Raw genomic sequence first — 26,724 nt, 5'->3', positions numbered from 1 at the left:
AAATGACGGCGTAGAACTCGCGTTGTTCGAGCAGTTTTCCTACTGGCAAGTAGACGAGAGTGTGTAGTCGGTTGGGCGGCGACCGCCGCTGCAGGCCTCTGTCCCCGAGGAGATCGTCGTTGTTCACGCGTATCGCGATCGTCAACCGCGGTGAGGCCGCCATGCGGCTCATTCACGCCGTCCGCGAGCTAGCTGAGGAGACCGGGTCTCGCATCGAGACCGTGGCGCTCTACACCGACGTCGACAGGTCGGCGACCTTCGTGCAGGAGGCCGACCTCGCCTACCACCTGGGTGCCGCCGCGAACCGGCCGTACCTCGACCACGCGGTGCTCGAACGCGCGCTGGTCGAGACCGGCGCGGACGCCGCGTGGGTCGGGTGGGGCTTCGTCGCCGAAGATCCCGCGTTCGCCGAGCTGTGCCACCGGATCGGGGTCGCGTTCGTCGGGCCCAGCGCCGAGGCCATGCGCAAGCTCGGCGACAAGATCGGCTCCAAGCTGATCGCCGAGGAGGTCGGCGTCCCCGTCGCGCCCTGGAGCAGGGGAGCTGTCGAGACGCTCGACGCGGCCAAGCAGGCCGCCGCGCAGATCGGCTACCCGCTGATGCTCAAGGCGACCGCGGGCGGTGGTGGCCGCGGCATCCGGATGATCGCCAACGAGGAGGACCTGGTCGAGTCGTTCGACCGCACCAGCGCCGAGGCGCTGCGCGCGTTCGGCTCCGGTGTCATGTTCCTCGAGCGGCTGGTCACCGGCGCGCGGCACGTCGAGGTGCAGGTCATCGCCGACGGGCAGGGCACGGCGTGGGCGCTCGGCGTCCGCGACTGCTCCGTCCAGCGGCGCAACCAGAAGATCATCGAGGAGTCGGCGTCCCCGGTGCTGACGCCCGAGCAGGTCGCGGACCTCAAGGCGTCCGCCGAGCGGCTCGCCAACGCGGTCGAGTACCGCGGCGCGTGCACCGTCGAGTTCCTCTACCACCCCGGCGAGAAGCTGTTCGCGTTCCTCGAGGTCAACACCCGCCTCCAGGTCGAGCACCCGATCACCGAGATCACCTGCGGGTTCGACCTGGTCAAGGCGCAGCTGCACGTCGCGGACGGCGGCAAGCTGGAGGGCGAGAAGCCCGCCGAGCTCGGCCACGCCATCGAGGCGCGGCTCAACGCCGAGGACCCGGACCGCGACTTCACGCCCAGCCCCGGCAAGATCGTCCGGCTCGAGCTGCCCGCCGGTCCCGGCGTGCGCGTCGACACCGGTGTCAGCGAGGGCGACACGATCCCGGCCGACTTCGACTCGATGATCGCGAAGATCATCGTGCACGGTCGTGACCGCGACGAGGCGCTGGGCAAGCTGCGCCGCGCGATGTCGCAGACCATCGTGATCATCGAGGGCGGCGCGACCAACAAGAGCTTCGTGCTCGACCTGCTCGCCGAGCCCGCCGTGATCGACGGCTCCGCGGACACCGGCTGGATCGACCGCGTCCGCGCCGAGGGCGGTCTCGTGACGCACCGGCACTCCGCGATCGCGCTCGCCGCCGCGGCCATCGAGGTGTACGAGGACGAGGAGATCGTGTCGCGGCAGCAGCTGCTGTCGTCCGCGCACGGCGGTCGCCCGCACACCCAGCACGAGGGCGGGCGCACGCTCGAGTTCGCGCTGCGCGGCCAGAGCTACAAGGTCAGCGTCGCCCGGCTCGGCGCGCACCGCTACCGCATCGGCGTCGGCACCGAGGAGCCCACGCTCACCGCGGACGTCGACGTCGAGCGGTTCGACGACCACACCGGCCAGGTCACCGTCAACGGCGTGCGGTACCGCATCGTCACGGCGACGCACGGCCCGGTGCACCACGTCGAGGTCGACGGCGTCACCCACCGCGTCACCATCGACGAGGGCGGCGTGCTGCGCTCGCCGATGCCCGCGCTCGTCGTCGCGATGCCGCTCGCGGTGGGCGACGAGGTCGAGGCCGGTGGCCCGGTCCTCGTGCTCGAGGCGATGAAGATGGAGACGGTGCTGCGCGCGCCGTTCCGCGCCCGCCTCAAGGAGTGCGCGGTCGCGGTCGGCAGCCAGGTCCCGACGGGTGCGCCGCTGCTGCGGCTCGAACCGCTCGGTGATGACGACGACGCACCGGTCGAGAAGGCCGAGGGGCCGGTCGTCGAGCTGGAACTGCCGGGCGAGCTGGACCTGCCCGCGCAGGACAAGGCGGCGCGCGGCCTGCAGGACCTGCGCAGCATGCTGCTCGGGTTCGACACCGACACCGACGACGCGAAGCGCCTGCTGGGCAGCTACATCGCGGCCCGCGGTGAGCTCGCCGAGCGGCCGCTGGTCGACGAGGCCGGTCTGGTGCAGCTGTTCGCGGACCTGTGCGACCTCACCCGCAACCGTCCCGCCGGTGAGGAGAGCAAGACCGACACCCGCGTGCACAGCCCGCGCGAGTACTTCCACACCTACCTGAAGAGCCTCGACGCCGATCGCGCTGCGCTCTCCGACACGTTCCGCCAGCGCCTCACCAACGTCCTCGCGCACTACGGCGTGGACGAGCTGAAGCGCACGCCGGAGCTGGAGGAAGCGGTCTTCCGGATCTTCACCGCCCAGCAGCGCGGCGCGGCCGACGCGGCCGTCGTGACGTCGTTGCTGCGCCAGTGGCTCAAGGAGCAGCCGCCGGTCGAGGCGGACCGGATCACCGTCGGTCTCGCGCTCGAGCACCTGATCTCGTCGACGCAGGTCCGGTTCCCGGCCGTCGCGGACGTCGCGCGCAGCGTCGTGTTCAGCTGGTTCGCGCAGCCGCTGCTGCGCCGCACCCGTGCCCGCGCGCACAGCGACGTCCGCAAGCACCTGATCCACCTCGACCGGAACCCGGACTCGCCGGACCGCGAGGAGCGGCTCTCCACCATGGTGGCGATCGCCGAGCCGCTGGTCCGCCTGCTCGGGCAGCGCATCGGCCGTCCGGGAACGGACCCGGTGCCGCTGCTGGAGGTGCTGGCGCGCCGCTACTACGGCAACCGCAACCTGACCGACGTCCGCTCGGTCGTCGCGTCCGGCTGCACGTTCGTCGTCGCCGAGCACTGGCCAGCCGAGACCCGGCTGGTCACGACCGCGGTCGACTTCCCGTCGCTCGGCGACGCCGTGCGCGCCGTCGGTGAGCTCGCCGACGGTCCCGTCGTCGCGGACCTCTACGTGACGTGGGAGAACGGCCCGGCCGACATCGACGAGATGGCGGCGCAGCTGCGCGAGGTGCTTGCCGGCCAGCAGCTACCCGCGCAGATGAGCCGGATCACGACGACCGTCGCCGGTCGCCGCGGCGAGGTCATGCACCACCACTTCACGTTCCGCGCCACGGAGAACGGCTTCGCCGAGGAACGCCTCGTGCGCGGCCTGCACCCGGTCATCGCGGACCGCATGCAGCTGGAGCGGTTGCGCGAGTTCGACCTCACCCGCCTGCCGTCGCTGGACGAGGAGGTCTACCTCTTCCGCTGCGTCGCCAAGCAGAACCCGACCGACGAGCGGCTCGTCGCGCTCGCCCAGGTCCGCGACCTGACGCCGTTGCGCGACGACGCGGGCAGGCTCGTGTCGCTGCCCGCGCTGGAGGACATCCTGGCGACGTGCCTCGACGGCATCCGCCGGGCGCGTGCCCAGCAGGGCGGCCGCAACCGGCTCGCCACGAACCGGGTCGTGCTCTACGTGTGGCCGCCGACCGAGCTGTCGTCCGCCGAGCTGACCGCGATCGCGCAGCGCGTCATCCCGACGACCGCGGGCCTCGACCTCGAGGAGGTGCTGTTCCTCGCGCGCCGCAAGGACAGCGTCACCGGTGAGCTGACCGACATGGGTGTCCGGATCGGCCAGGAGCCGGGCGGCGGCGTGCAGCTGTCGTTCGTCCCGCCGCCCTCCGAGGCGCTGCAGCCGCTCGACGACTACCGCCAGAACGTGCTGCGCGCGCAGAGCCGCGGCACCGTCTACCCGTACGAGCTGATCGACGTGCTCACCGGGCCCGACGGCTCGTTCGTCGAGCACGAGCTGGTCGAGAACAAGCTCGTCGCGGTCGACCGCCCGCGCGGCCAGAACTCGGCGGCGATCGTCGCGGGTGTCGTCACCACGCCCACCGCGGCGTACCCGGACGGCATGACCCGCGTCGTGCTGCTCGGTGACCCGACGAAGGCGCTCGGCGCGCTGTCCGAACCGGAGTGCGCGCGCGTCATCGCGGCTCTGGACCTGGCGGACGAGATGCGCGTGCCGCTGGAGTGGTTCGCGCTGTCCGCCGGTGCCCGCATCTCGATGTCGTCCGGCACCGAGAACATGGACTGGGTCGCGGCCGCCCTGAAGCGGATCGTCCGGTTCACCCAGGACGGCAACGAGATCAACATCGTCGTCGCGGGCATCAACGTCGGCGCCCAGCCGTACTGGAACGCCGAAGCCACGATGCTCATGCACACCAAGGGCATCCTGGTCATGACGCCGGACTCGGCGATGGTGCTCACCGGCAAGCAGTCGCTCGACTTCTCCGGTGGCGTCTCGGCCGAGGACAACTACGGCATCGGCGGCTACGACCGCGTCATGGGCCCGAACGGCCAGGCGCAGTACTGGGCGCCGGACCTCCGTTCCGCGCGCGACGTGCTGATGGCGCACTACGAGCACACCTACATCGCGCCCGGCGAGACCGGCCCGCGCCGCGTCGGCACCACCGACCCGCTGGACCGCGACATCTCGTCGTTCCCGCACGACGTGGCCGACAGCCCGTTCACGACGGTCGGCGAGATCTTCTCTGCCGAGTCCAACCCGGACCGCAAGAAGCCGTTCGACATCCGCACCGTGATGCGCGCACTGGCTGACCAGGACCACGAGGTGCTGGAGCGGTGGGCAGGCATGGCGGACGCCGAGACGGCCGTAGTGCAGGACGTCCACCTCGGCGGCATGCCGGTGTGCCTGCTCGGCATCGAGTCGCGTTCCGTGCCGCGCCACGGCTTCCCGCCCACCGACGGCCCGGACACCTACACCGCAGGCACCTTGTTCCCGCGTTCGTCCAAGAAGGCCGCGCGGGCCATCAACGCGGCGTCGGGCAACCGGCCGCTGGTCGTGCTGGCGAACCTGTCCGGGTTCGACGGCTCACCGGAGTCCATGCGCGAGCTGCAGCTCGAGTACGGCGCGGAGATCGGGCGCGCGATCGTCAACTTCTCCGGGCCCATCGTGTTCTGCGTGATCTCGCGGTACCACGGTGGTGCGTTCGTCGTGTTCTCGAAGGCGTTGAACCCCAACATGACCGTGCTCGCCGTCGAGGGCTCCTTCGCCTCGGTGATCGGTGGGGCTCCCGCGGCTGCCGTGGTGTTCTCCCGTGACGTCGACGGGCGTACCGCCAACGATCCGCGGGTGCGCAAGCTCGAAGCCCTTGTTGCCGAGTCCGCTGGGGCTGAGCGGGCTGCTCTCGCCACCGAGTTGGCTTCTACTCGGCAGTCTGTGCGGGCCGAGAAGCTCGGTGAGGTCGCTGCCGAGTTCGATCGGGTGCACAGTGTGCAGCGTGCCGTGGATGTCGGGTCTGTGGACGCGATCATCAAGGCTGCCGAGTTGCGGCCTCAGATCATTGAGGCGATTGAGCGCGGGTTGCGCTGATCGCTGGTTGTTTGTGGAGGAGCCCCTGCCTGTTGGGTGGGGGCTCTTTCTTTTGGTGGTGGGGTGGGGAGGTCCTCGCTGATCACCAGAGGTCGCCACATCGAAAATGCCTTGTCAAGGCGGAAAAGCTGCCTTGACAAGGCATTTTCGATGTGGCAAGGCTTCGCCTGATCAGCGAGGACCTCCCCACCCCTGCCCTCCGGGAAAGTTTGTCCTGGTCGTTCGGCCGCCGGTTTGTGCTCGGGGGCCGCGCCCGTTGGGCAGTGCGGGGGTTGGGAGTGCGGCGGGCGCTCTCTTCTTTTGATATCTGCCGGTTTCGCTGGGCTCCCTTGGTACCTGCCGGTTCGTCGGCTTCTCTTGGTACCTGCCGGTTCGTCGGGCTCTCTTGGTACCTGCCGGTTGAGCGGTGCTCGCTTGGTTCGTGCCGGTTGGGCAGTGTTCCCTTGGTTCGCGCCGGGTGTGGGCGGTGCTCGCTTGGTGCTCGCCGGTTGGGCGGTGCTCCCTTGGCGCCTGCCTGTGTCGTCGTGTCTGCCGCGCTTCTGCCGGTTCTCGCTTTGTCCGCTTCCGCTTCTGCGGGCGTGGAGTTGTCGGTGGTGGCTGGGAGCATGGATTCGGGGGGTTCTCGCGTGCGGGGACGCCTGCGTGAGCGTGGCTGTGTTCGAGGCCTGCCACGCTTCTGCTGGTTGGGGTGTGGCTCGCCTTCGTTTCTGCCGGGTTCGTGGTGGGTCGCTGGGTGTGCTGGCTTCGCTTCGCTTGTGAGGTGTCCGCCGCGCCGCAGAAAGTGCAGGCTGTCGCACCCGGTTTCGCGCTTGTGCGTCTGCGAGGCCGGGGATTGTCGGTGCTGGCTGCGAGTATCGATTCGGGGGGTTCTCGTGTGCAGGGGACGCCTGCGTGAGCCTGGCGCGCTCGGGCGTCTGCGCGCGAGGGTCCTCGCCATGCCGCAGAAGTGCGGCCTCGCGCGCCCCGAGCCTCGCGCCGCTGCGGGAGTGTCGAGTTCCGCGCTGTCGACGCGGCGCTAGGGGGTGAGGGTGGCGTGCAGGTGGCGCAGGACGTCTGGCGCCCAGTCGTCGACTGCCTCGTGGCAGACGTCGGCTGCCGCGTCGGGGTCGCCTAGCAGGATGAGATCGGCGGCCTCGCGCAGGCGTTGGCCTGATTGGCGGTGTGCGGCCAGTGCTGTGGTCAGGTGGGCGTGAGCGCTGGCGGCGTCGCCTGCTGCGGACATGATCCTGGCGGCTACCTGGTGTGCGTCGCCGGACAAGAGCAGTTGGCCGGAGCGTTCTACCTGCTCGAGGGCGGTTGCGGCGGTGGTTGAGGCCTCGGTGATGTCGCCGGTTGCGAGTTGCAGTTCGGCTAGCAGGAGCAGGGCCTCTGTGCCCGCTCGCAGGTTGCCGATCTCCTGGGCTCGGTCTACGCCGCGGTGGCATGCGGCGAGTGCGGTGTCCACGTCGCCTGAGGCGTGGGTGACGCGGGCGAACGCGGTCAGGGCGTTGATCTCGTTGACGTGGTCGGACTGGTCGGCGCCCAGCTCCAGCACCTGCTCGATGAGCTCTTGTGCGGCGCGGAGGTCGCCGGCCGCCAGGCGTTGTTCGGTCAGGTGGATGAGGCCCATCAGTTCGCCGCCGCGGTTGCCGTTCTTGTGGTGGGCGTGGCGGCCTGCCGCGTTGAGGACTTCCGCCTGGTGCAGGTAGCCCATCCTGGTGAGTGCCCAGGCGTGCACCAGCTGCGCCTGTGCTTCGTGGGACGGGTTGCCCGCCTGTTGGGCCATGTCGAAGGCGCGAATGGCTTCTTCCACGGCCAGGCGCAGGTTGCCCTGGTAGCCGCGGGCGGCGCTGAGTGCCAGGTGGGCGGACGACTCCTTGTCGGCGAAGCCCTCGCGTGCGGCGATCGCGATGCCTTCCTCGAGGTGCGAGATCGACTCGGTGAGCATGCCGCTGTTGTTGCACACCATGGCTATGTTGGTGTGCATGGCGACGGCGCCGGAGGTGTCGCCCAGCGCTTCGCAGAACGCCAGTGAGTCGAGGTTGTGCTCGAGTGCGCGGCGGTGGTCCCCGAAGTAGTAGTAGGCCAGTCCGAGTGTGCGGTGCATGGCGGACTGGAGCCGGGCGTCGCCGAGCTCCTGCGCCATGGCGAGGCCCGTGTGGCCGGTGGAGATCCAGTCGCGGGTGAGGCTGTTCATCCAGAAGAACATGCGCAGTGCGTCGATCAGGTGTGTGGCGAGCAGCTCGTGCCGGTGGTCGCGGGCCCAGCCGATGGCGGCCACGAGGTTGTTGCTCTCGGTCGTCAGCCAGGAGACGACGTCCACGTCGGCGGCGACCGCGGTGATCGTCGTGGGCCGCGCCTCCCGGTGCATGTTCGGTGCGAGCTTGGTGGCCGCCGCGTCGGTGTGCACCAGGTAGTGCTCCAGCAGGTCGCCGACCGCGTCCCGCAGGCCCGTCACCGGCTGCTCGCTCGCGTACAGCTTGACCAGGTCGTGCATGCGGTAGCGGCCGGGCTGGTGCTGGTGCACGAGGTGCGCGGACTCCAGCACCGACAGCACCGACAGCGCGGACCGGGCGTCCGGCGTGCCGGTGAGCGCGGCGACAGTGGCACAGTCGAAGTCGGCGAGCGGTGAGGCGCCGAGCAGTGCGAGCATCCGTTGCGCGTCCGGGGAAACCGTGCGGTAGGAGAGGTCCAGTGCGGCGCGGACGCTGATGCGCGGCTCGCCCTCGACGCTGAACAGGTCCAGCCCGTCGCCTTCGGCCAGCGAGCGCAGCGTGTCCGCGATCGTCCCCTGTGGACGGTTGGCCAGGTTCGCCGCGACGATGCGCATCGCCAGCGGGAGGTTGCCGCACAGCCGCAGCAGCTGACCGGCCTCGGCGGCCTCGGCGTCGACTCGCGGGCCGCCGAGCACGTGGCGCAGCAACGTGAACGCCTCGTCGTCGGACAGCACGTCGAGGCCGATGCGGATCGCGTCGTGGTGGACGCCGAGCCCGGTGAGCGCGTTGCGGCTGGTGACGACGACGAAGCAGTTCGGCGAACCGGGGAGCAGGAGGTTGACCTGCTCGACGCTGGCCGCGTTGTCGAGCACGACCAGCATCCGCTTTCCGTCCACAGTGGACCGGAACAGTGCCGCTCGCGCGTCCGCGCCGTCGGGGACGCGGTCGGGTGCGGTGCCCAGTGCGCGCAGGAACACCGACAACGCGTCGGACGCGGACATCGCGGGTGTCGGCGCGTGGCCGCGCAGGTCGACGTACAGCTGCCCGTCCGGGAAGTCGTCGCGGACCGCGTGCGCCCACCTCACGGCGAGCGCGGTCTTGCCGACGCCTGCGGTGCCGGTGATCGCCGCGAGCCGGATCGGTGACCCGGCCGTCGACGTGAGGGAGCGCAGCTCGTCGGCGCGGCCGACGAAGCTCGCCAGGTCCATGGGCAGGCAGGCGGGCACGTGCGCCGACCAGTCGGAGCTGTTCGGGTTCAACGCGGGATCGTGGCGCAGGATCGCGGTGTGCAGCGTGCGCAGCTGCTCGCCGGGTTCGAGGCCGAGCTCCTTCAGCAGCCGGTTCCGCAACCGCTGGTACGCGGTGAGCGCGTCCGCCTGCCTGCCGCACCGGTAGAGCGCGAGCATCAGGTGGCCGATCAGCCTTTCCCGCGACGGGTGCCACTCGACCTCTTCGCTGAGCTCGGCCAGCACGTCCGCGTGCCCGCCGAGCGAGATCTGCAGCTCGAACCAGTCCTCGCGCGCGGTGAGCCGCTGGTCGTCGAGACGTTCTGCCTCGGCGCGCAGCGGGCCCTTCAGCCCGGTGAGCGCTGGGCCGCGCCACAGCGCGAGCGCGGCGACCAGTTCGGCTGCGGCCTCCTCGACCAGCCCGCTGTTCCGCAGCGATCGCGCCTCCTGGATCCGGGTGGCGAACCGGTGTGCGTCGACGCTCTCGGGTGGCAGTGTGAGCCGGTACCCGCCGGGTTCGGTGGTGATCGCGGAGCCCAGCACCTGGCGCAACGCGTAGACGTGCCGCTGCAGCTGCTGCTGGCCGGTCGCGGGCGGGTTGCTGTTCCACAGCACCTCGGACAGCCGGGGCGTCGGCACGTTCTCGCCCAGGTTGATCGCGAGCTCGGCGAGCAGCTTCTGCCGGTGGACACCGGCGATGTCCACTCTGTCACCGTCCTGCCAGAGTTCCAGCGGACCGAGGATGCGCAGTTCGACAGGCACCAAATGATCCTATTGGGTGACCGCTCAGGTACTAGGGGTGAGCGTGCGTTCCAATTGGCGCAGGACGTCCGGCGCCCGGTCCTCGGCCACCTCGTGGCAGATCCCGGCCGCGGTGTCGTGGTCGCCGAGCAGCAGGAGATCGGCCACCACACCCAGGTGCTGGTCGGTGCGCCGGTGCCACGCGAGCGCCACCTCGAGGTGAGCCGACGCGCTGACGGGGTTGCCTTCCGCGAGCCTGACCCGAGCGATGGTCTGGTGCGCGTCGCCGTGCGCCACCATGTGCCCGGAGGACTCGGCCAGCCCGATCGCCTCCACCGCGGTGGAGGTCGCTTCGTCGAAGTCCCCGTCGGACAGGTGGATCGCGGCCAGCAGGACCAGTGCCTCGACCTCCGCCCGCGCGTTGCCGGCGTCGCGCGCCATGGCGATCACCTGGCCGCACGTGCCGAGCGCGGTGTCCAGGCGCCCGGCGACGTGCTGGACCCTGGCGGCGCCGATGAGAAGGTCGATCTCGTTGACCTGGTCGACCTGCTCCTCGATGGCCTCCAGCGCGGCGGTGATCAACTCCTCGGCCTCACCGAGGTGCCCGAGCTTCAGGCAGTGGTCGACCTGCCAGACGTGGGCCGTGACCTCCCCGCCCCGGAAGCCGATCTCCTGGTAGATGAGCTGACCCGCCGCGTGGTGGGACTCGGCCAGCCGCAGGCGCCCCATCTGCTCGTGGAGCCAGGCGCACACGAGCATCGCGTTCCCCCGCAGGTACGGGTTGTCGGCCTGTTCCGCGAGGGCGAGCGCTCGCTCGGCCTGCGCGACCGCCTCCCGCAGCTCACCCTGGTAGCTCCTCGCCGCCGCCACGGCCAGCCGGGCGGGTATCTCCAGGTGCGCCAGGTCGTTGCGCACGCAGAGGTCGACCGCCTCCTCCGCGTGGCGGACCGATTCGGCGAGCATGGTGCCGTGGACGCGGGAGATGGAGACGTTGATGTGCATGGCCGCCGCGCTCGCCGTGTCCCCGAGCTGCTCGTACAGCGTCAGCGAGTCCAGGTTGTGCTCGATCGACCGGTGGCGGTCGCCCAGGAAGTAGTAGGCGAGACCGAGGGTCCGGTGCATCGCCGACTCCAGCCTGGCGTCGCCGAGATCCCGCGCCACGTCCAGGCCGATGTGTCCGGTCGCCAGCCAGTCGTGGGTGAGCCGGTGCAGCAGGAAGAACGCGCGCAGTGCGTCGATCAGGTGGGTGGCGAGCAGCCCGTGGCGGTGATCGCGGGCCCAGTCGATGGCGGCCACGAGGTTGTAGTGCTCGCCTGCCAGCCAGGCCACCGCGTCCACGTCACCGGCGACGGCGGTGATCGTCGCCGGACGTGACTCCCGTTGCATGGTCGGCGCGAGCTTGGTGACCGCCGCGTCCGCCTGCACGAGGTAGTGCTCGAGCACCCCGCCGACCGCGTCGCGCAGGCCCGTCACCTCCTGCTCCGACGCGTACAGCCTGATCAGGTCGTGCAGCCGGTATCTGCCGGGCAGGTGCTGTCGCACGAGGTGCGCCGACTCCAGCTCGGTCAGCACCTTCCTCGCCCGCGTGACCGTCGTCCCGGTCAGCGCGGCCGCTGCCGCGGGCCCGATGTCGGCGAGCGGTGAGCTGCCGAGCAGTGCCAGCATCCGCCGCGCGTCGGCGCCCACCGCGCGGTAGGACAGGTCGAGTGCGGCGCGCAGGCCCGTGCGCTCACCCGGCACGTCGAACACGTCGAGGCGATCCTGCTCGGAGAGATCCGCCACCAGGTCGGCGATCGTCCCGTGTGGACGGTTGGCGAGGTTCGCCGCCGCGATGCGCAACGCCAGCGGCAGGTTCCCGCACCGCCGCAACACCTCGTCGGCCGCCGCGGACTCGGCACCCACCCGCTCGTCGCCCAGCACGCCGCGCAGCAACGCGATCGCCTCGTCGTCGGACAGCACGTCCAGTCCGATCCTGGTGGCGTCGTGGCGGACGGTGAGGCCGTTCAACGCGTTGCGGCTGGTGATCACGACGAAGCAGCCGGGCGAGCCGGGCAGCAGTGGCCGGACCTGGTCGACGCTCGCGGCGTTGTCCAGCACGACCAGCATCCGCTTGCCGTCCACAGTGGACCTGAACAGCGCCGCGCGCGCATCGGCACCTTCCGGGATCCGCTCCGGTGGCGTGTCCAGCGCGCGCAGGAACATCGACAGCGCGTCGGACACCGACATCGCGGGCGCCTGGTCGTGGCCGCGCAGGTCGACGTAGAGCTGGCCGTCCGGGAACCGGTCGCGCACCTGGTGCGCCCACCGCACGGCGAGGGTGGTCTTGCCGACGCCCGCGGTGCCCGTGACGGCCGCGATGGGAACGGCGGACCGGACGGTCTCGGTGAGCCGGTGCAGCTCGCCCGCGCGTCCGGCGAAGCTCGCCAGGTCCATCGGCAGGCACGCGGGCCCCGGCGCCGACCAGTCCGCGGCCGCCGGATCCAGCGCGGGGTCCTGGCGCAGCACGGCGGCGTGCAGCGAGCGCAGCTGTTCGGACGGTTCGACACCGAGCTCGCTGCTCAACCGGGACCGCAGCAACTCGTACGTGGCAAGCGCATCGGCCTGCCGTCCGCCGCGGTACTGGGCGAGCATCAGGTGGCGCGCGAGCTGCTCCCGCACCGGGTGTTGCGCCGCCAGCTCGCGGATCTCGGCCAGCACCTCCGCGTGCCTGCCGAGCGAGATCTGCAGCTCGAACCAGTCCTCGTGCGCGGTGAGCCGCTGGTCGTCGAGCCGCGCGGCAGGCGCCCGCACCGCGCCGCCCATCCCGGCCAGTGCGGGGCCGCGCCACAGCGCGAGCGCGGCGACCAGCTCGTCCGCCGCCTCGTCGACCAGCCCGGAGCGTCGCAACGCCCGCGCGTGCTCGACCCGCGCCGCGAACCGGTGTGCGTCGACGTTCTCCGGCGGCAGGGTGAGCCGGTAGCCGCCGCGCTCGGTGGTGATAGCCGAACCCAGTGTCCGACGCAGCACGTGCAGATGTCGTTGCAGCTGCTGCTGGCTGGTCGGCGGTGGGCTGTCGTTCCACAGCACCTCGGCCAGCCGGGTCGCGGGCACGCGCTCACCGAGGTGGAGCACCAGCTCGGCGAGCACCTTCTGCCGGTGGAGGCCCGCGATGGGGATCAGCACGCCGTCCGACCACATCTCCAGCGCGCCGAGGACGCGGAGTTCGACTGACACCCGGCGATTCTATTGATTCGGCACCGAACGGATCAGACAGGCAGCTGCCACACCTGGTTGCTGCTCGCGAAGCAGTCCCAGATCTGCAGCCGCGTGCCGTCCGCCGAACTCGGCCCGGTCGCGTCGAGGCAGCGGCCGGACGCCGGGTTGCGCAGCGTGCCGTTCGACTGCGCCTGCCAGCCCTGCGCGCCGCTCCCGGTGCAGTCCCACAGCCGCGCGACGGCGCCGTTGGCGGTGCCGCTGAGGTCCAGGCACTTGCCGAGCGCGCGGAGCGTCCCGTCCGTCCCGACAGTCCAGCGCTGGGCGTCGGTTCCGTTGCACGTCCACAGCTGCACGGCGGTGCCGTTGGCGGAGTTGGCCGCCGCGACGTCCACGCACTTGCCCGCGATGCCGGTGATCGGCCCGGTGCGGCCGGTCGGCGGGGTGCCGCCGGTGGCGGTCGCGTAGATCGCGCTGACGAGCGACGTGCTGCCGGAGGTGTCCTGCGACAGCTCCCAGTTCATGATGCCGCCCGCGTTCGCCATGGCCCACTGGGTCTTGCGCTTGATCGTCGGGAGACCGTTGTAGCACTGCTGCGCGCCGCCGGCGGTGGTGCAGTCGCGGTTGGCGTTGGCCGGGTCCATCGCGACGAGTTGCGAGTACGTGAAGTAGCCGGGGCGGCTGTAGAACGGCACGCCGAGAACGGTTTTGGCGGCGGGCAGCCCGCGCGACTTCCAGAAGTTCGCCGAGTTGATCGACCAGTCGTAGTTCGCGTGCGGGCTGCCGCCGTCGTAGGCCATGATGTTGAGCCAGTCGACGTACCCGAACACCGCGGGCTGCACGCCGTTCGCGGTGCCGCCCTCGGACACGACGGCCGCGGTGAGCAGCTTCCCCCTGCTGTGCATGGCATTGCTGAGCTGCTGCATCAGCGCGGAGTAGTTGTTGCCGGACGCGCCGGGGTCCGGGTACTCCCAGTCGATGTCGACCCCGTCCAGGTTGTACTGGTTGATCACGTTGACGACGCTGTTGACGAACGTGGTGCGGCTGTTCGCGTTCCCGGCGAGCGCTTCGAACGCCGAGTCGTTGCCGTCGTTCCAGCCGCCGATCGCGAGCGACACCTTCACGCCGTTGTTGTGCCCCAACGACACCAGTTGCTGGAGCTTGCCGGTGTCGGGGATGCCTTGAAGCGTCCCGTTGGAGTTGGGCAGCGCGAACGCGTAGTTGATGTGCGTCAGCTTGGTGTACTGGATGCTGTTGACGCTGCCGGACCACGACGGCATGTACCCGACGCTTCTGAACCCGTTCGGCAGGTCGGCGCTGGCCGGTGGAACGAGGGTGGTGGTGGCGAGGACGACAGCGCCTACCAGAACTCGTGTCCTCATGGACATCCCTTCGCTCTGGCGGCGGCCGAGCCGAACGTAACGGTCGATTCGCAACGGAAGTAAGAGGTTCGCCGGACCGGAACTAATTCCGAGACGCAGTGGGTACCTGGAGTGAAACGACTGGTGGAGGCGACGATGATCCGGGTGCTGTGCGTGATGCTGTTGCTCTTATCGGGCTGCACGGGAATTCCGCTCACCGCCGACCCGAGCGTCGAAGCCGAGGCGTCCCAACGGGTTCCGGCCGGCACGATGGACGCGGTCGCTGCGAGGGCCGCGCTGGGGCAGCTGGTGCTCGCGGTGCCGGGCAGGCTCGAGGGCTACGAGCGCGACTGCGACGACGGCGCGGCGTGCGTGTTCGGTCAGCCGTGGTTCGACGCGGACGGCGACGGGTGCGACCAGCGCAGCCAGGTGCTCGCCCGCGACCTCGTCGACGTGGTGCGCAAGCAGGGCCGGTGCGCGGTCACCTCCGGCACGCTCCACGACCCGTACACGGCGACGACCGTGACCAGCGTGTCGAAGATCCAGATCGACCACGTCGTGCCGCTGGCCGAGATGTGGCGCAGCGGCGCCGCCGCGTGGCCGCCCGAGCAGCGCACCGCCGCGGCCAACGACCTGCGCAACCTGGTCGCCGTGCAGGGAAAGGTCAACCAGTCCAAGGGTGACAAGACGCCGGACGAGTGGATGCCGCCCAACCCCGCGTACGCCTGCCCCTACGCGCGCATCTACATCACCGTGAAAGCGGCACACGCGCTCACCGCCACCGCACCCGAGAAGGCCGCGCTCGACCAAGCGCTCGCGTCGTGCTGATGAGTGTCGCGGCACCCGTTAGGCGCTCGCGGTTGCCCCGGCCGGGTGCCATGTTGGAAGGTGACATACCAGCGCAACCTCTGGGTGGGGAGATCACGCATGCGACGGACGACGCCGTTCGTCCTGCTGGCGGTGGGCGGATTGCTGGCGGGATGTCTCGGGCAGAACCAGGCTGAGCAGGGACAGCCCACGCGCAACGCGGACGCCAAGGACGTCACGCTGACCATCGTGGCCAACGCCGTCGCGGGAGGGAAGAACACCCGCGGCGCCGACTGGCTCACCAACTGGGTCATCCCGAGGTTCACCGAGGCGCAGAAGGCCAAGGGGGTCAACGTCACCGTCCGGTTCGACCAGAACGGCGCGGGCGACGAGGACTACAAGACCAAGATCGCGCTCGACCTCAAGACCGGCGGCGGTGCGGACATCGTCGAGATCGACGGCATCTGGCTCGGCGAGTTCGCACAGGCCGGGCAGATCAAGCCGCTCGACGACGTCATCGGCAAGTCCGGCGTGGACGCCTGGGACGGCTGGAAGCAGATCCCGGACGCGGTGCAGGGCCTCGGCCAGTTCGACGGCAAGCGGTACGGCGTGCCGATGGGCACGGACGGGCGCGTGCTGTTCTACAACAAGAAGCTCTTCGCGCAGGCCGGGTTGCCGTCGGACTGGCAGCCCCGCGGCTGGGACGACGTGCTGGCGGCCGGCACGGCGCTGAAGAGGATCCCCGGCGTGGCCCCGATCCAGCTCAACGCGGGCACCGCGATGGGCGAGGCGACCACCATGCAGGGCGTGCTGCCCGCGCTGGTCGGCACCGGCAAGCCGATCTACGACGGCGGCAAGTGGCAGGGCGGCACCGCCCAGGTCAAGGACGTGCTGGGGTTGTACCAGCGGGTCTACGGCGGCGGGCTCGGTGACGCCGTGCTGCAGCAGGAGGCGAAGGGCCGCGACCGGTCGTTCGCGATGTTCGCCGACAACAAGATCGGCATCCTGCTGGAGAGCGACTACTTCTGGCGCTCGGTCGTGGAACCGCGCATCGGCGTCGCGAAGATGGCGGACCGGGACACGGCCGTCGGGTGGGCGCTGGTGCCCGCGAAGCAGTCGGGTTCCGGGGTGAGCGGGCAGGACTTCGTCAGCATGTCCGGCGGCGGCGTGCGGGTCGTCAACCCGAACACCCAGTACCCCAAGCAGGCGTGGGAGTTCATGCAGTTCCTCAACTCCGCCGAGGCCGTGAAGGCGGCGCTCGCCGGGACCGCGCAGGTGACCCAGCGCAACGACGTCAACGACGAGGTGCTCAAGGGCGACCCGATGCTGTCGTTCATCGCGGACGAGGTCCTGCCGATCACCCGCTACCGGCCCGGTCTCGCGGACTACCCGAAGGTGTCCGCGGCGCTGCAGCAGGCGACGGCGGACGTGGTGGCCGGCAAGAGTCCGGACGACGCGGCGAAGGCGTACCAGGATGCGCTGGTCAAGGCCGTCGGCGAGGGAAACGTTGCGGGCGGCTGACTCCGATGTGGCCGGACTGGGTGCGACGCGGGCGATCGCCTTCGTCGCACCCGCACTCCTGCTGATCGGCGTCTTCCTCGTCTTCCCCGCGCTGTGGACGCTGTACATCGGCATCACGAACTACCAGCTGACCGGACCGGCCGCGGCGCAGCCGCGCGTCGTCGGGCTGGACAACTTCGTCTCCGCGCTGAACGACGCGTTGTTCCTGAACTCCGTGGGGCTCACCGCGTTGTTCGTGTTCGGCTCCGCGGTGATCGGGCAGAACGTGCTGGGCTTCGTGCTCGCGTGGCTGCTGCGCCGGGTGCGGCCGTCACTGCGGCGCACGGTCGAGGCGTTCGTGCTGCTGGCGTGGATCCTGCCCGGACCGGTGGTCGCCTACCTGTGGTTCGCGGTGCTGAGCCGCGACGGCGGCACGTTCGGCCTGCTCCTCAACGACCCGGCGACGGCGTGGCTGGTCGAGTACCCCATGGTCAGCCTGATCGTGTTCAACATCTGGCGAGGCACCGCGTTCTCCATGCTGCTCTACACCTCCGCGCTGGCCGCGGTGCCGCCGACGCAGCTGGAGACCGCGCGGCTCGTCGGCGCGAGCGGCTGGCAGACCGTGCGGGACGTGGTCTTTCCGCACATCCGCGGCCACGTGCTGACCAACACGCTGCTGATCAGCCTGTGGACCGCCAACGACTTCACGCCGTTCCTGCTCACGGCGGGCGGACCCAACCACCGGTCGGAGGTGCTGCCGGTGCTGATCTACCGGCAGGCGCTGGAGAGCGGGCAGCTCGGCTACGCGTCGGCCATGTCGTTGCTGCTGCTGGTCGGCAACCTGGTGATCGCGCTGGTGTACCTGCGGCTGCTGCGGAGGCGCGCGTGACTCCGGGGTTCGTGGTGCGGCGCATCGGTTTCTACGTGCTGGTGGCCGTGGTGCTCGCGTTCTTCGCGGTGCCGATGCTGTGGCTGGCCAGCGCCCCGTTCGACGCACGGCCCGGTCTCGGCCTGCGCTGGCCGGACTGGACGTGGTCGAACGTCACCGCCACCTTCCAGCACCCGTTCGCGTTGACGTCGCTGCTGAACTCGCTGGTGCTGTGCGGGATCGCGACGGTGGTCACGACCGCGTTCGCCGCGCTGGCCGCGTACTCGCTGTCGCGCGTGCGGATTCCCGGCCGGGATCTGCTGCTGTACCTGCTGTTGCTGCTGTCCAGCGTGGTGACCGGTACCGCCGCGATGGTGCCGATCTTCGTGCTGATGCTCCAGCTCGGCCTGATCAACTCGCAGTTCGGGACGGCACTGGTGATCGCGAGCGGCATGCTGCCCGCCGCGATCTTCATCCTGAAGGACTTCGTGGACGCCGTGCCGCGCTCCTACGAGGAGTCGGCGCGCGTGTTCGGCGCGTCGCCCGCGCAGGTGCTCGGGCACGTGGTGCTGCCCATCGCCCGGCCCGGCATCGCGACGATCCTGGTGTGGTCGTTCGTCAACGCGTGGGGCAACTTCCTGCTGCCGTTCCTGCTGCTGCGCGACGTGGGCAAGCAGCCGGCCGCCGTGCTGCTGCGGACGTTGAACGACGAGGGCGGCAGCGCCAACCTGACCGTGATCCCGGTGTTCTCGCTGCTCTACTCGATCCCGGTGGTCGCGTTGTACCTGCTGGTCAGCAAGCGGTACGGGTTCCGCTTCCACGGAGGGATCAAGAGCTGATGGCGGGCATCGAGATCACCGGGGTCTCCACCGTGTACCCGAACGGGGTGCGCGCGGTGGACGACCTCGACCTGACGATCGCGGACGGCGAGCTGTTCGCGTTGCTCGGCCCGTCCGGCTGCGGCAAGACGACGTTGCTGCGCACCATCGCGGGCCTCGAACCGGCCGCGGCCGGGTCGGTCGCGATCGACGCGCGCGACGTGACGCGGCTGGAGCCGGGTGCGCGTGGCGTGGCGATGGTGTTCCAGGACTACGCGCTCTTCCCGCACATGACGGTGGCGGAGAACATCGCCTATCCGCTGCGGGTGCGTCACGTCGCGAAGTCCCGGCAGCGGGAGGTCGCCGCGCAGACCGCGGGCAGCCTGTCGCTGGGCGAGCTGCTGGACCGCAGGCCGGGTCAGCTGTCCGGTGGCCAGCAGCAACGCGCCGCGCTGGCCCGTGCGATCGCCGCCGGGGCCGAGGTGCTGCTGCTGGACGAGCCGCTGTCCAACTTGGACGCCCGGCTGCGGCTGGAGGCGCGGACGTTCCTCAAACGGCTGCAGCACGAGCTGGCGCTCACGACCGTGTTCGTGACGCACGACCAGGCCGAGGCGCTGGCGCTCGCGGACCGGATCGCGGTGATGGACTCCGGCCGGATCCGCCAGCTGGGGACGCCGCGCGAGGTGTTCCAGCGGCCGGCGGACACGTTCGTCGCGAACTTCATCGGCTCGACGCCGATGAACCTGCTGCCGGGCAAGGCTTCTGATGGTGCGGTGTCGGTGGCCGGGGCGCGGCTGCCGGTGGAGGTCGACCTCGTGGACGGGACACCGCTCGTGGTCGGCGTGCGCCCGGAGTACCTGAAGGTCTCCGGTGCCGGGCTCTCCGGCCGAGTGTCCATTGTGGAGAACCTGGGTGTGACGTCGCTGGTGACGATCGAGTGCGCGGACGGCACGCTCGTCGGACTGACCGTGCCGGAGCAGGAGGAACCGGCCGTGGGGGAGGCGCTGTCGGTGAGCGCCGCGCCCGGCAGGCTGCTGCTCTACGGGGAGGACGGCAGGCTGCTCGGCTCGCGGTGAGAGGGGTACGTGGTGAAACTGTCGGAACGGGACACCGAGCGCTATCGCGCGGACGGATTCCTCGCGCTCGACCAGGTGTTGCGCCCTGAGCGGTTCGACGCGCTGGTCGCCCACTTCGAGCGCGAGCTGGCCGCGTTGCCGCCGGGGGCGCGGCCGGAGCAGATGGACGTCCCGCACTTCACCGATCCGGCGCTGTTCGAGTGGCTGCTCGACCCGGACGTGCTGGACCTCGTCGAGTCGGTCATCGGCCCGGACATCGCGCTGTTCTCGTCCCACTTCATCTGCAAGCCCGCCGGTGACGGCAAGAGCGTGCCGTGGCACCAGGACGCGTACTTCTGGCGTGACGCGATCGAGCCCGCCGCGGCCGCGGTCACCGTGTGGCTCGCCATCGACCCGTCCTCGCGCGAGAACGGCTGCATGCGCGTGATCCCCGGCAGCCACCTCCGCAACGACACGAAGTACGCCGACCTGCAGGGCGAGGACAGCCTGTTCGACAAGCAGATCGCCGCCGTCGACGAGTCGGCGTCCGTCGACGTGGAGCTGCGGCCGGGTCAGTGCAGCGTGCACGCGGCGACGCTAGTGCACGGCAGCACCGCGAACCGCAGCACGAACCGGCGCTGCGGCTACACGATGCGCTACATGCCGACGACCGTCCGGTTCAAGCACGAGTCGGTGGGGCACAAGCACCAGGTCTACCTGGCGCGCGGCGTGGACCGCGCGGGCAATGTCTACGCGGACCCGTCGCGCGCCTACCCGGAACTGGTGGAGCACCGCTCCTGGTAGCTACCCGCGGAGGAAGTCGTCCAACGCCTTCGCGGTCGCCTCGGCCGGGATGCTGTGGTCGGCACCGCCCGGCACGTCCACGTACTCCGCCCGCGCCAGGTGCCGGGGCAGCTCGATCGCGGCGTCGCGCAGCCCCGGCCAGGACTCGCTGCTGCTGAACACGATCGCGGGGACGTCGAGCCGTGCCATCTCGGGCGTCGGCAGGTTCGGCGCACGGGTGATCGTCGCGTCGTAGACGACGGTCTGCGCGATCGCTTCGAGCCGCGGCCACATCGGCGACTGCCGGATCTGCTCGACCAGTTGCGGCGGCAGCCCGATGCCCTCGATCTGCATGGTCGCGACGGCGTCACCGAGCTTCCCGCCGACGACCAGCGCGGCCAGCTTCGCGGGCAGTCCTTCTTTCGCGTGGCCCGCGAGGCCGCCGATGGAGAACGGCGGTTCGTACAGCGCGAGCTTCGTGATCCGCGACCCGGCGACGGCCGCCTGGAGCGCCAGGATCGCGCCGGACGAGAACCCGAAGACGGCCGCCTCACCGCCTTCTGCCGCGATCACCGCGTCGAGGTCCTCGATCTCGCGCTGGACCTCGTAGGACGCCACGTCCGCGGCCGCGATGGCGTCGGTGCTCCTGCCCCGTCCGCGCCGGTCCGGGCGGATGACCGTGTAGCGGTCCTGGAGCAGGTCGGCCAGCGGCGCGCAGGTCGCGGCGTCGTTGAACGCGCCGGGCAGGAACACGATGGCCGGGCCGCTGCCCGCGCGCTCGTAGGCGATGGTGGTGCCGTCGGCGGAGGTCGTGGTCCGCATGGTCGGTCTCCTCGGCTCAGGTGTCGGTTCACCAGGTCGACGAGCGGGATCGGCCGGGATGGACAGTCGGTCGCGAGTTTTTCGGGGAGTATTTCGCCATGCGGTACCTGCTGATGATCAGTGCGGATGAGAGCCAGGTCGACGAGGTGGTCAGCGAGGAGGGCATGCGGGCGTTCACCGCCTGGATGGACGACCTCGTCGAACGCGGCGTCCTGCGCGCGCACGAGGGCCTGCAGCCCAGCCGGACGGCGACGACCGTGCGCGTGCGCGGCGACGAGGTGCTGCTGACCGACGGCCCGTACATCGAGGCCAAGGACCAGATCGGCGGGTTCGCGCTGATCGAGGTCGACGACCTGGACGAGGCGATCGAGATCGCCGCCGGGCACCCCGCGTGCGCGGTCGGGCAGGTCGAGATCCGCCCGTTGCGCCCGTGACCGATGTCGCAGGCGCCGTCACCACCGCCTTCCACGAGGAGTGGGGACGGCTGGTCGCCGCGCTCATCGGGTTCACCCGCGACTGGGACCTGGCCGAGGAGTGCGCGCAGGAAGCCTTCACGCTGGCCTGGCGCACGTGGCCGCGTGACGGCGTGCCCGACCGGCCGGGCGCGTGGCTGCTCACCGCCGCGCGCCACCGGGCGGTGGACCGGGCACGCAGGGCCCGGCTCGGTGAGGTCAAGCTGCGGCAGGTCGTCCTCGATCCGGCGGAGCCCGAGCTCGACGACAGCGCATCGAGGACGACCGGCTGCGGCTGATCTTCACCTGCTGCCACCCGGCGCTCGCGTTCGAGGCGCAGGTGGTGCTCGCGCTGCGCACGCTCACCGGGCTGTCGACGGCCGAGATCGCCAGGGCGTTCGGGGTGCCCGAGGCGACGATGGCGAAGCGGCTGGTCCGGGCCAAGCAGAAGATCCGCGACGCGGGCATCCCGTACCGGGTGCCGCCCGCGCGCCTGCTGCCCGCGCGGACGCGAGCCGTGCTCGGCGTCGTCTACCTGCTGTTCAACGAGGGCTACGTCGCCACGTCCGGCGCGGACCTGCACCGGCCGGTGCTCGCCGAGGAGGCGCTGCGGCTGGCCGCGCTGCTGGTGTCGTTGATGCCGTCCGATTCGGAGGTGCGCGGGCTGCACGCACTTCTCCTGCTCCAGCACGCCCGGTCGTCGGCTCGCGTGGCGGACGGCGTGCTCGTGCCGCTCGAGGAGCAGGACCGGTCGCGGTGGGACCGCGCGCTCATCGCGGCTGGGTTGGCGGAGTTGCGTGCGGCCGTGCGGGAGGAGGTCGGGCCGTACCAGCTGCAGGCGATGATCGCGGCCTGTCACGTGACCGCGGCCGACCCGGTGCGCATCGTCGAGCTGTACGACGCGCTGCTGGCGCGGGTGCCGTCGCCGACCGTCGAGCTGAACCGGGCGGTGGCCGTGGCGATGCGGTCGGGTCCGGACGCCGGCCTGGCGTTGCTGGACGATCTCACGGGCCCGCTGGACCGCAACCACCTCTTCCACGCCGCTCGCGCGGATCTCCTGCGCCGCGCGGGCCGCGTGGAACAGGCCGCCGAGGCGTACCGGGTGGCGCTCGAGCTCACGTCGAACGACGCCGAGCGCGCCTACCTGCGGCGTCGTCTGGACGAGCTCACCAGGTGAGCAGGACGACGAGCGCGGGCACGAGCTGGGCGATCGAACCGCCGACGCCGGCGCCCGTGGGCCGGCTGAGCGCCATCCGATCGGCCGCGAACAGCACGAGGCTCGACAGCACGAGGTGATAGCCGGACGCTCCACTTCGGACATCGCGGCCAGGCTGGTGATCTCCGCGCACACCGTGCAGGACCACCTCAAGTCCGTGTTCGGCAAGGTCGGCGTGCGCAGCAGGGGAGAGCTCGTCGCCGCGTTCCAGCAGGTGTTACGAATTCCGCCGTCCGGGCGATTACCCCTTACCCGACGCGGAGGTGTGCGATGCGCTGGATGACTGCTTCGGCCGTTCTGATCCTGCTCGCCGCGGGCTGCGCCGGTGCGAACCCGGCCGCCGCCCCACCCGCCCCACCTGCCGCGCCGCCGTCCACGACCACCACGCCCGCGTTGCCGCGCGCCGACCAGGCCACCATCGACCTGGCCCTCGCCACGACCATCACGCAGGCCGACCTCAGCGGCACCTGGGAGGTCTACACGCCCGCCCGTGAGGCGGAGCCGGTGACCGGCTGCGGCGATAAGAGCCCGCTCGCCGACCTGCCCGCCGGTGCGCGGCAGCTCGGCCCGGTGCTGAAGGTGCCGAACAGCACCTGGTTCGTCTACTCGTCCTCCGCCGTGTTCCCCGACGAGGCCGCCGCGATCAAGTGGGCGCAGCTGCGCAACACGCCCGAGTACGTCGAGTGCCGCCGCGGTGAGCTCGACTCCGAACAGCACGCGAAGGACGCCCGGTACTCCGTCGTGACGGAGTCGACGACCGCCGAGGGCATCGGCGTCGGCGGCTACGAGGGCTACACGCGGTACCAGCTCAAGGCCGACCTCGGCCAGGGCCCGCAGAACGCGAGCGGGACGTACGACCGGCACACCTACCGGTCCGGCCGCGTCATGATCGGGATCTCGATCGACTTCGCGGCGGGCGAGAAGGACGCGCCGGATCTGCACACCACGATCGGCAACGATCTAACTCGCGCGCTCGCCGCCGTCTACGGTCGTGTGAAATAGGGGAGTGACCAGACGACGCGCACTCATCACCGGCGGATCCCGCGGCATCGGGGCGGCCATCGCACTCGCTCTCGCGGAGGCGGGACACGCCGTGGCCGTCCACTGCAGAACCGGTGTGGAGCAGGCTCGCGCCGTCGTGGAGTCGTTGCCGGGCAACGGACACGTCGTCGTCACGGGTGACATCGCCGATCCCGACGCGGTCTCGGCGTTCGTGCGGGAGACCGTGTCGTCGCTCGGCGGCATCGACGTGCTGGTGAACAACGCGGCGGTGTACTTCCACCAGCCGATCGGCTCGACGTCCTACGTGGACTGGCAGGACGCGTGGCGGCGGATGCTCGACGTCAACGTGCACGGCACCGCGAACGTCACGTGGTGCGTCGCCGACCACCTGCTGAACCGCGCGGATGGTCCGGCCGGGGCGCGGATCATCAACATCGGCTCGCGCGGTGCCTACCGGGGTGAGCCGGACGCACCGGCGTACGGCGCGTCCAAGGCGGCCGTGCACTCGTTCACCCAGTCGATCGCGGTCGCGCTCGCACCGCACGGGATCGCGGTGGCCGGCGTCGCGCCGGGGTTCGTCAACACCGAGCTGGCGTCCGGGATGCTCGCCGGTCCGGAAGGTGACGCCATTCGCGCGCAGAGCCCGTTCGGCCGGGTTGCCACGCCTGCCGAGGTCGCGTCGGCCGTCGCGTGGCTCGCGTCGCCGGGCGCGCAGTGGGCGAGTGGCTCGATCGTCGACCTGAACGGGGCTTCGTACCTGCGCTAGCGGTGAGGTGGTGAGTTCTCTGCAGTGAGGGCTTCGTACCTGCGCCAGGCGTACTTACCCTGGGGAGGTGAGCTCCCTGCGACAGCGCCTCGGTGAGGGTCTGGTCGCGATGGTGGCCGGTCCCGACGCCGAAGCCACCGCGAGGCGGATCCACGACACGCCCGGTCCCCGCTGGTTCGGCGCGGATCGGCCGATCCGGCACGTGCACGCGGACTCCGCCATGTTCGTCGGCGGGCTGAACGCGTTGCTGATGCAGTCGCTGCACCCGCTGGCCATGGCGGCGGTGGCGCGGCACTCCGACTACCGCGTCCACCCGTGGGGCCGGTTGCAGCGCACGGCCGCGTTCATCGGCATGACCACCTACGCCGCGGAACACGACGCGCAACGGGCCGTCGACGCCGTGCGGCGCGTCCACGAGCGGGTGCGCGGGGTCGACGACTCAGGGCGCCCGTACCGCGCCGACGACCCGCACCTGCTGGGCTGGGTGCACGCCGTCGAGGTCGACAGCTTCCTGCGCTGCCACCAGCGGTACGGCGCCGCCCCGCTGGACGCCGCCGGGTGCGACGGCTACGTCACCGACATGGCGCGCATCGGGTCCGCGCTGGGCGTCGTCGATCCGCCGATGGACGTCGCGTCGCTGCAGGCGCGTCTCGCCGGGTACCGGCCGGAGCTGCGCGGCACGCCGGAAGCCCGTGCCGCCGCCCGGTTCCTGCTGATCCCGCCGCTGCCGCTGCTGGCCCGCGCGCCCTACGCGGTGCTCGCGGCGACCGCCGTCGCGATGCTGCCCGCGTGGGCGCGCTGGCCGTTGCGGCTGCCGTACCTGCCGGTGTCCGAGGCGACCACGATCCGCCTCGCGGGCCACGGTCTGATCGGCGCGCTGCGCTGGGTGACCACTAGCTGAGCTTGCGGCCGCCGGGGATCATGCCCGCCGCCATGATCGACATGGTGAGCGGCGTGCCCAGCTCGATGAGCCTGGCGCGCTCGTCGTCGCGGAGCGTGTCGTAGGCGGCTGCCGCCATCGCGTCGGTGTGGTCCTCGATGCGCTGCCGCAGCCCGAGTCCCTGCTCGCTGAGCGTCCGGTCTTCGTTGAGCAGGCCGCGCTTCTGAAGGTCCTCGACGGTCGCGTCCCAGTCCTCTGTGGACCACCCGCGCGTCTTGCGCAGCGACTCGGCGGGCACCTCACCGCTGCCCGCGTGGATCACCAGCGCCTCGAGTCCGCTGACGCCTTCGATCAGCAGCGCGGCCAGGTGCCCGTCGCCGCGGAACTCGCGCAGCAACGTCTGCGCGTGCCACAGCTCGAGGTGTGGCTCGGTGGGCCAGGGGAGCGTCGCGTGCGCGGCGAAGAGCGTCCTGCCGTGCAGCATCTCGGTGGCGCGCTCGGCCGCCTTGCGCGCGATCCCCGCGGCTTCCTTCATGTGATCGGTGCCGATGAAGTCGGCGAGCCCGCGGTTCAGCGCGTCGTCGACGGAGTCGAGCCGCATGCCGAGCATCTGCTCCGGCGACGCCTTCTCCCACGCCGCCGGGATCGCCGCGCGCACCCGTTCCGGGTTGAAGTTGTAGAACGTGGCGATGACGATCTCGGCGGACACCGGCCCGAGTGCGGCCGCGCGGGACGCGAAGTACCCGCTGGCCCGGTCGAGCCCGGCCTCGGCGTACCGCTTCTCCGCCTCCGGCGCGAAGTAGATCATCCCGTGCACCGCCTCGAGACAACGCCACAACGCCCTGGTCACGTTCACCATCGCACCTCCGCATACCGACCGGTCGGTCTTCCAACCTAGATCGACAGGCGGGGTGCGCGCCAGGGCCGTTTGCGTACCCGGCTACGCGTTTTCCCGGATGGCCTGTATTCGCGCTGCTCCTAACGTCCTCTCGTGAGACAACTGGGACGAATGGAGCACATCATGAAGCGCACCCCGGTCTTCACCGCCGGCCTCACCATCTGCGGACTACTCGGGCTGTTCGACGTCGTGTCCATCGGTGGCGCGGGCGAGGACGGCCCTCCCCTCGGCATCGTCGTCGCGGCGGCCGCGCTCGGCGTGCTGACCCTCGTCGGCGTCGTCATGGCGTGGCGCGGCAAGAGATTCGGCGTGGCGACCGTCGTCGTCTCCCGTGTGCTCGCCGCACTGCTGAACCTGCCCGTGTACTTCCTCGACGCGCCCACGTGGGTGCTGGCGTTGGTCACAGCCCTGCTCGTGCTCACCGTCGTCGGTGTCGCGATGCTGACGGTGCGGTCGGACTCGCCTGCTGTTGTCTAGGTGTGACGGCGGATCGCCCGTGCTCGGCACGGGCGATCCGCGGTTTCAGGCCTGCGATGGGGTGTCCGGATCACGGTGGTGAG

At 70.8% G+C, this 26,724-nt stretch carries 19 protein-coding genes and 1 pseudogene; 14 read left to right on the top strand and 6 right to left on the bottom strand.

Annotated features, from left to right (window positions below):
* The first annotated feature begins 119 nt into the window (after window positions 1-119).
* Entirely contained in the window at window positions 120-5,582 is a 5,463-nt protein-coding gene (locus tag FKR81_RS01225) for an ATP-binding protein (protein WP_146348994.1), read from the top strand.
* 1,015 nt (window positions 5,583-6,597) lie between these two features.
* Here the strand turns inward: FKR81_RS01225 and FKR81_RS01220 are convergent.
* The 3 genes from FKR81_RS01220 to FKR81_RS44800 are packed head-to-tail and all read right to left on the bottom strand — an operon-like array spanning window position 6,598 to window position 14,318.
* Window positions 6,598-9,765 carry an AfsR/SARP family transcriptional regulator gene (locus FKR81_RS01220; protein WP_186762683.1) on the bottom strand — a complete coding sequence of 1,056 codons (3,168 nt, stop codon included), beginning with the start codon at window positions 9,763-9,765 and terminating at the stop codon, window positions 6,598-6,600.
* 24 nt (window positions 9,766-9,789) lie between these two features.
* Complete coding sequence (locus FKR81_RS01215; protein ID WP_146348992.1) at window positions 9,790-12,957, bottom strand: AfsR/SARP family transcriptional regulator; 3,168 nt, start codon at window positions 12,955-12,957, stop codon at window positions 9,790-9,792.
* Window positions 12,958-12,989: 32 nt separating this feature from the next.
* Window positions 12,990-14,318: a glycosyl hydrolase family 18 protein gene (locus tag FKR81_RS44800; RefSeq protein WP_235921178.1), complete on the bottom strand. Its 1,329-nt coding sequence runs from the start codon at window positions 14,316-14,318 to the stop codon at window positions 12,990-12,992.
* Window positions 14,319-14,429: 111 nt separating this feature from the next.
* Between FKR81_RS44800 and FKR81_RS01205 the strand changes: the two genes are divergently transcribed.
* The 6 genes from FKR81_RS01205 to FKR81_RS01180 all read left to right on the top strand — a co-directional run bounded on the left by FKR81_RS01205 (window position 14,430) and on the right by FKR81_RS01180 (window position 20,149).
* The gene (locus FKR81_RS01205) at window positions 14,430-15,125 is read left to right on the top strand and encodes an HNH endonuclease family protein (protein ID WP_146348990.1); all 696 of its coding nucleotides are present in this window, start codon (window positions 14,430-14,432) and stop codon (window positions 15,123-15,125) included.
* A 99-nt stretch (window positions 15,126-15,224) separates the two neighbouring features.
* Window positions 15,225-16,625: an extracellular solute-binding protein gene (locus FKR81_RS01200; RefSeq protein ID WP_146348989.1), complete on the top strand. Its 1,401-nt coding sequence runs from the start codon at window positions 15,225-15,227 to the stop codon at window positions 16,623-16,625.
* Entirely contained in the window at window positions 16,612-17,493 is an 882-nt protein-coding gene (locus FKR81_RS01195) for a carbohydrate ABC transporter permease (protein WP_222598128.1), read from the top strand. Before FKR81_RS01200 ends, FKR81_RS01195 begins: the two co-directional genes overlap by 14 nt.
* Window positions 17,490-18,311, top strand: coding sequence for a carbohydrate ABC transporter permease (locus FKR81_RS01190; RefSeq protein ID WP_146348987.1), 822 nt, complete (start codon window positions 17,490-17,492; stop codon window positions 18,309-18,311). Before FKR81_RS01195 ends, FKR81_RS01190 begins: the two co-directional genes overlap by 4 nt.
* The gene (locus FKR81_RS01185) at window positions 18,311-19,366 is read left to right on the top strand and encodes an ABC transporter ATP-binding protein (RefSeq protein WP_146348986.1); all 1,056 of its coding nucleotides are present in this window, start codon (window positions 18,311-18,313) and stop codon (window positions 19,364-19,366) included. The genes FKR81_RS01190 and FKR81_RS01185 overlap by 1 nt, the downstream gene beginning before the upstream one ends.
* A gap of 12 nt (window positions 19,367-19,378) precedes the next feature.
* Entirely contained in the window at window positions 19,379-20,149 is a 771-nt protein-coding gene (locus tag FKR81_RS01180; protein WP_186762682.1) for a phytanoyl-CoA dioxygenase family protein, read from the top strand.
* On the opposite strand, the gene FKR81_RS01175 is transcribed toward FKR81_RS01180, so the two are convergent.
* Complete coding sequence (locus tag FKR81_RS01175) at window positions 20,150-20,950, bottom strand: alpha/beta fold hydrolase (RefSeq protein ID WP_146348984.1); 801 nt, start codon at window positions 20,948-20,950, stop codon at window positions 20,150-20,152.
* A 98-nt stretch (window positions 20,951-21,048) separates the two neighbouring features.
* Between FKR81_RS01175 and FKR81_RS01170 the strand changes: the two genes are divergently transcribed.
* Window positions 21,049-21,384 (top strand): YciI family protein, encoded by a 336-nt coding sequence (locus FKR81_RS01170; RefSeq protein ID WP_146348983.1) that lies wholly within the window; start codon window positions 21,049-21,051, stop codon window positions 21,382-21,384.
* Window positions 21,381-22,579, top strand: a pseudogene (locus tag FKR81_RS01165) (RNA polymerase sigma factor). The gene FKR81_RS01170 and the pseudogene FKR81_RS01165 overlap by 4 nt, the downstream one beginning before the upstream one ends.
* Here the strand turns inward: FKR81_RS01165 and FKR81_RS01160 are convergent.
* Window positions 22,569-22,766 (bottom strand): hypothetical protein, encoded by a 198-nt coding sequence (locus FKR81_RS01160; protein ID WP_146348982.1) that lies wholly within the window; start codon window positions 22,764-22,766, stop codon window positions 22,569-22,571. The pseudogene FKR81_RS01165 and the gene FKR81_RS01160 sit on opposite strands and share 11 nt — an antisense overlap.
* On the opposite strand from FKR81_RS01160, the gene FKR81_RS01155 reads away from it, so the two are divergent.
* The 4 genes from FKR81_RS01155 to FKR81_RS01140 all read left to right on the top strand — a co-directional run bounded on the left by FKR81_RS01155 (window position 22,695) and on the right by FKR81_RS01140 (window position 25,287).
* Complete coding sequence (locus tag FKR81_RS01155; RefSeq protein ID WP_407936493.1) at window positions 22,695-22,901, top strand: helix-turn-helix transcriptional regulator; 207 nt, start codon at window positions 22,695-22,697, stop codon at window positions 22,899-22,901. The two genes, FKR81_RS01160 and FKR81_RS01155, sit on opposite strands and share 72 nt — an antisense overlap.
* The gene (locus FKR81_RS01150) at window positions 22,898-23,620 is read left to right on the top strand and encodes a hypothetical protein (protein WP_146348981.1); all 723 of its coding nucleotides are present in this window, start codon (window positions 22,898-22,900) and stop codon (window positions 23,618-23,620) included. Before FKR81_RS01155 ends, FKR81_RS01150 begins: the two co-directional genes overlap by 4 nt.
* Window positions 23,621-23,624: 4 nt before the next feature.
* On the top strand, window positions 23,625-24,386 hold the full coding sequence (locus tag FKR81_RS01145) for an SDR family NAD(P)-dependent oxidoreductase (RefSeq protein ID WP_146348980.1): 762 nt from the start codon (window positions 23,625-23,627) through the stop codon (window positions 24,384-24,386).
* 67 nt (window positions 24,387-24,453) lie between these two features.
* On the top strand, window positions 24,454-25,287 hold the full coding sequence (locus FKR81_RS01140; protein ID WP_235921176.1) for an oxygenase MpaB family protein: 834 nt from the start codon (window positions 24,454-24,456) through the stop codon (window positions 25,285-25,287).
* On the opposite strand, the gene FKR81_RS01135 is transcribed toward FKR81_RS01140, so the two are convergent.
* The gene (locus FKR81_RS01135; protein ID WP_146348979.1) at window positions 25,280-26,125 is read right to left on the bottom strand and encodes an SCO6745 family protein; all 846 of its coding nucleotides are present in this window, start codon (window positions 26,123-26,125) and stop codon (window positions 25,280-25,282) included. The genes FKR81_RS01140 and FKR81_RS01135 overlap by 8 nt on opposite strands.
* Before the next feature lie 162 nt (window positions 26,126-26,287).
* On the opposite strand from FKR81_RS01135, the gene FKR81_RS01130 reads away from it, so the two are divergent.
* Window positions 26,288-26,641 carry a hypothetical protein gene (locus FKR81_RS01130; RefSeq protein WP_146348978.1) on the top strand — a complete coding sequence of 118 codons (354 nt, stop codon included), beginning with the start codon at window positions 26,288-26,290 and terminating at the stop codon, window positions 26,639-26,641.
* Window positions 26,642-26,724: the final 83 nt, after the last annotated feature.

Origin of the sequence: Lentzea tibetensis, assembly GCF_007845675.1 — a bacterium.
GTDB lineage: Bacteria > Actinomycetota > Actinomycetes > Mycobacteriales > Pseudonocardiaceae > Lentzea > Lentzea tibetensis.
The sequence above is the reverse complement of the archived record's forward strand: the minus strand, read 5'-3'. Positions and strand labels throughout refer to the sequence as shown.